This window comes from Roseateles sp. (genome assembly GCF_036486225.1).
Taxonomy (GTDB): domain Bacteria; phylum Pseudomonadota; class Gammaproteobacteria; order Burkholderiales; family Burkholderiaceae_C; genus Roseateles.
The window spans coordinates 1-4,777 of the sequence record NZ_DASVNZ010000282.1; the positions used below are offsets into that span (position 1 = coordinate 1).

Consider the following 4,777-nt stretch of genomic DNA (forward strand, 5'->3'; position numbering starts at 1 on the left):
GGGTCCGTCGCGTCGACGCTCACCAGCACCGCCGGCTGCTCGCCGCGGATGACGCGCCGGCTGAAGTCCGGCGGGATGACGATGAGGAACTGCACCTCGCCGTCCTCGACCAGCGCATCGCCCTCGCGTTCCGACGCAGGCCGGGCCTGGACGCGGAAGTAGCCGCTCTGCGCCAACGCCGCGACCAGGCTGCGCGCCATCGGCCCGCGATCCTGCGTCACGACCGCGGTCGGCAGGCCCTTCGGATCGGTGTTGATCGCGTAGCCGAAGAGCAGCAGCTGCAGGATGGGCACCCCCACCGCCATCGCGAAGGTCGGCCGGTCGCGCAGCATCTGCTGGACCTCCTTGATGAAGATCGCCAGCACGCGCGCGAGGCTGAAGCGGCTCGACGTCATCGCGCGGCCTCGAAGTTGTCGGGCGTCTTGCTGATCAGGCTGATGAAGACGTCCTCGAGATTGGCCTCGGCGCGCTCCCATCGCAGGCCGGCATTGGCACCCCCAGCGCCGCTGGCGCCACGGTCGTCGCGGTGTGGCGCGATGGCGCGCTCCAGCGCCGCCTCGTCCTGGCCGGCGACGTGCAGGCTGTTGCCGAACGCGGCGACGCTCAGCACGCCCTCGGCGCCGTTGAGTGCCGTCGACAGCTCGGCCAGGCGCCTGGGATCCTCCGCATGCAGCGCCCAGACGGTCAGCTTGGCCTGCTCGATGATCTCGCGCTGCGTGCCGCGCGCGAGCAGCTTGCCGTAGGCGATGTAGGCGAGCTCATGGCAGCGCTCGGCCTCGTCCATGTAGTGCGTCGAGACCAGCACCGTGATGCCGTCCGCCGCCAGGCGATGGATCTCGTCCCAGAAGTCGCGCCGCGCCTTCGGGTCGACCCCGGCGGTGGGTTCGTCGAGCAGCAGCAGCTTCGGCTCGTGCAGCAGACAGGCGGCGAGCGCCATCCGTTGTTTCCAGCCGCCCGACAGCGCGCCGGCCAACTGGTCCTGGCGCGTCTTCAGTCCGAGCCGGTCCAGCGCCTCGTCGACGCGACGCGCACGGTGGTCGAGTTCGAAGAGACGTCCGATGAAATCGAGGTTCTGCCGGATCGACAAGTCCTCGTACAGGCCGAAGCGCTGCGTCATGTAGCCGACCTGCCGCTTGATCTCGCCGGCGCGCTTGCGCATGTCGAGGCCGAGGCAGGTGCCCTCGCCCTCGTCGGGCGTCAGCAGGCCGCAGAGCATGCGGATGGTCGTCGTCTTGCCACTGCCGTTGGGACCGAGGAAGCCGCAGATGCGGCCGCGTCCGAGCTGCAGGTCGACATGGTCCACGACGGTCCGCTGACCGTAGCGCTTGGTCAGGCCTCGGACGTCGATGGCGAGCTCGCTGGCGGTGTTGCTCATGGACGTCCCGACGACGAGGCGGGAGAGGCGGGAGAGGCGTGAGAGGCGGGCAAGGCGCCCGCCACGGGCCGGACTTCGAGCGGCTGACCGGGATGCAGCCGGAGCGCCTGCGCCGGATCCGGCCTGGCCTCGACGAGGAACACCAGCCGCGATCGTTGACTGTTGGAATAGATGACCGGCGGCGTGTACTCCGGCTGCGGTGAGATGTAGCTGACGCGCGCCGCGATCGGCGCGCCGCAACCGTCGCAGCTGAGCTGCACCGCCTGCCCCTGGCGCAGCGAGGCCAGCTCGGGCTCCGGCACGTAGAAGCGCGCCTTGCGCTGTGCAGGCGGAAGCAGCGACACGACAGGCTGCCCGGCGTTCACATACTCGCCGACGCGGTAGAAGGTGTCGTCGACCAGGCCTGCGGCCGGCGCGCTCTGGCGTGTCTGCGATTCGCGCCACTGCTGCTGGGCGAGCGCCGCCGACGCCGCCGCCGTGTTGGCGCGCGCGGCGACCTGCTGGTCGTTGCGCGCCGGCAGTTCCGCCACGCGCAGCGAGGACTCGAGTTCCCGCACCCGCTGGCGCGCCTGCGCGGCGGTGGCGCGGGCATCGTCCAGCCGCGAGGCGGAGATGAAGCCCTGTCCGATCAGCTGCTGTTGCCGCGCGAGGTCGGAGTCCGCCAATGTCGATTGCGCACGCGCCTGCGCCAGCTGGGCGCGGCTCATCGCGATCTCGTCGGGGCGACGGCCCTTGGCGACGTCGGCCTGCTCGGCCCTGGCCGCCTCCAGCCGCGCGTCGGCCTCGGCCCGCGCGGCGCTCACCGGCGTGACGTCGATGCTGAACAGCGGCACGCCCGCGTTCACGGTATCGCCGCGCTGCACTTGCAATTCGACGAGCTGTCCCGCGACCGGCGCCGCGACGTAGACCGGATCGCCCTCCGCGTAGCCGGACCAGGCCGGTGGCGGCTCGTCCCTGCAGGCGCCCAGCATCGCGACGGGAATCAGGGCGAGCAGACACAGGCAACGCGGCATCTTCGGCATCGGCATCGGCGCGGTCTCCGGCGACGGGGTGACAGGGATTATTGCCCCTCCGTCACCAGGGGCAAGACCGGTGCCCCGCAGCGTTTCGATGACGGTCGACATTACATTATTCATGTCGAGCAACATTGAAAATGCTCAAGGAGACGTGAATGAAAGCGCTGATCGCCGCCTACGCCCGCACGCCGTTCCACTTCGCGAAGAAGGGCGCGCTGGCCCAGACACGGCCTGACGATCTGGCCGCGCAGGCCGTGCGCGGGCTGCTGGATCGCACCGGCGTGGCCGGCTCGGAGATCGAGGACGTGATCCTCGGCTGCGCCTACCCGGAGGCCGCGCAGGGCAACAACCTGGCGCGCATCGTGGGCCTGCTCGCGGGACTGCCGCACAGCGTGCCGGGCATGACGGTGAACCGCTTCTGCGGCTCGTCGATGCAGGCGGTGCACATCGCCGCCGCGAACCTGGAAGCCGGCATCGGCGAGGCTTACCTCTGCGTCGGCGTCGAGTCGATGACCTTCGTGCCGCAGGGTGGTTTCAACTTCTCCCCGCACCCGGCGCTGCAGGCGGACACCGACGCGTACATCTCGATGGGCGACACCGCGGAGAACGTGGCCGAGCGCTGGGACGTCAGCCGCGCGGACCAGGAAGCGTTCGCGCTGGCCTCCCACCGCAAGGCCGCCGCGGCGCGTGCGGACGGACTGCTGCGCGACGAGATCGTGCCCGTGGTCAATGCCGCCGGCGAGACCGTGGCCGAGGACGGCTGCATCCGTCCCGGCACGACGCTGGAGGCGCTCGCGTCGCTGAAGCCGGTGTTCCGGCCGGACGGCGTGGTCACGGCGGGCACCTCGTCGCCGCTGACCGACGGCGCGTCCGTCGTGCTGGTCTGCACCGAGGACTTCGCCCGCCGCCACGGCATCGAGCCGCTGGCGCGTGTGGTCAGCTTCGCGAGCGTCGGCGTCGATCCGGCGGTGATGGGCATCGGCCCCGTGCCTGCGACGCAGCTGGCGCTCAAGCGCGCCGGGCTGAGCGTCGACCAGATCGACGTCGTCGAGCTCAACGAGGCCTTCTCCTCGCAGGCGCTGGCCTGCATCCGCGACCTGGGTCTGGACCCGGAGCGCGTGAACCTCGACGGCGGTGGCCTGGCCATCGGGCATCCGCTCGGCGCCACCGGCGCGCGCATCACCGGCAAGGCGGCCGCGCTGCTGCAACGCACCGGCGGCCGCTACGCACTGGCCACGCAATGCATCGGCGGCGGGCAGGGCATCGCCACGGTGCTCGAACGCATCTGACCCCCTCTTCCATCCGACGACCTCGCTCAATCCGTCGTTCCCTCATTCCCTCATTCCTCAAGGACTCATCATGGACTTCAAGAACACCGTCGCCTTCGTCACCGGCGCCAATCGCGGTCTGGGCAAGAGCTTCGTCAAGGCGCTGCAGGCCGCCGGCGCGAAGAAGATCTATGCCGCCGCGCGTGACCCGTCGACGATCGATCTTCCCGGCGTCGTGCCGGTGAAGCTCGATGTGACGAAGCAGGACCAGATCGACGCCGCCGTGCGCGCCGCCGGTGACGTCACGCTGCTGATCAATAACGCGGGCATCTCGCGCGGCTCGCCGCTGCTGGCCGACAACGCCCTGACGGCGCTGCGCGACGAATTCGAGACCAACGTCGTCGGTCCGCTCGAACTCACGCGCGCCTTCGCGCCGGTGCTGAAGGCGCAGGGCGGCGGCGCAGTCGTGAATGTGCTGTCGGTGCTGAGCTGGCTCAATCTGACCGGCGCCGCCACCTACAGCGTGTCGAAGGCGGCGACCTGGTCGGTGACCAATGGCCTGCGCCAGGAGCTGAAGGGGCAGGGCACGGCTGTGCTCGGTCTGCACGTCGGCTTCATGGACACGGACATGACCGCGCGCCTCGACGCGCCGAAGGCCGATCCTCTCGACGTCGCAAAGCAGGTGCTGGACGCGCTCGCCGCCGGTCGCGACGAGGTCTACGCCGACGAGCTGACCCGCAGCATCAAGGCCGGCCTGTCGGCCGAGCAGGGCAGCTACCGCGGCGGCGTCTGAGCTCTGGCCGGCCGCGGCCGGTGCCGGGCCATCAGGGCCAGGCGCGCAGCAGCCAGTCGTTCAGCGTCTTGACGCGGTCCGGATCGGCGCCGAGCACGCCGGCCTTCCACACCGCGTACTGCAGCTTCTGCTCGGCCGTGCTGCGGTAGTCCGTCGACGCCATGACGTAGACACCGGGTGACTTGAGCGTCAGCGGCTGCTTGGTCACGTCCAGGCAGAACGAGAAGCCGGCGGTGGGCTCGGCCTCGCCGAGGTCCATGTTGTTCGGATCGCAGCGGCGCCAGAGGGCCGGGTCGGTGACCATGTAGAGCTGGTTGAACTGCTT

5 protein-coding genes and 1 pseudogene are annotated in these 4,777 nt (G+C 70.3%); 2 read left to right on the forward strand and 4 right to left on the reverse strand.

Annotation, left to right across the window (positions count from 1 at the left end):
- The 3 genes from VF536_RS18510 to VF536_RS18520 form a co-directional block, all read right to left on the reverse strand.
- Positions 1 to 395 (reverse strand): ABC transporter permease (locus VF536_RS18510; RefSeq protein ID WP_331616332.1); only part of this gene is annotated, 395 nt, incomplete at its 3' end.
- Positions 392 to 1,375, reverse strand: a complete 984-nt coding sequence (locus VF536_RS18515) for an ABC transporter ATP-binding protein (RefSeq protein WP_331616333.1) — start codon at positions 1,373 to 1,375, stop codon at positions 392 to 394. The genes VF536_RS18515 and VF536_RS18510, both read right to left, overlap by 4 nt.
- Positions 1,372 to 2,403, reverse strand: coding sequence for an HlyD family secretion protein (locus VF536_RS18520; protein ID WP_331616334.1), 1,032 nt, complete (start codon positions 2,401 to 2,403; stop codon positions 1,372 to 1,374). Before VF536_RS18520 ends, VF536_RS18515 begins: the two co-directional genes overlap by 4 nt.
- Positions 2,404 to 2,546: 143 nt before the next feature.
- Here VF536_RS18520 and VF536_RS18525 point away from each other — a divergent pair, with 143 nt between their 5' ends.
- Together VF536_RS18525 and VF536_RS18530 are read left to right on the forward strand one after the other, a co-directional pair.
- Positions 2,547 to 3,680 carry a thiolase family protein gene (locus VF536_RS18525; RefSeq protein WP_331616336.1) on the forward strand — a complete coding sequence of 378 codons (1,134 nt, stop codon included), beginning with the start codon at positions 2,547 to 2,549 and terminating at the stop codon, positions 3,678 to 3,680.
- 70 nt (positions 3,681 to 3,750) lie between these two features.
- The gene (locus VF536_RS18530; protein ID WP_331616337.1) at positions 3,751 to 4,452 is read left to right on the forward strand and encodes an SDR family oxidoreductase; all 702 of its coding nucleotides are present in this window, start codon (positions 3,751 to 3,753) and stop codon (positions 4,450 to 4,452) included.
- Positions 4,453 to 4,483: 31 nt separating this feature from the next.
- Here the strand turns inward: VF536_RS18530 and VF536_RS18535 are convergent.
- Positions 4,484 to 4,777, reverse strand: a pseudogene (locus VF536_RS18535) (hypothetical protein); the annotation flags it as partial.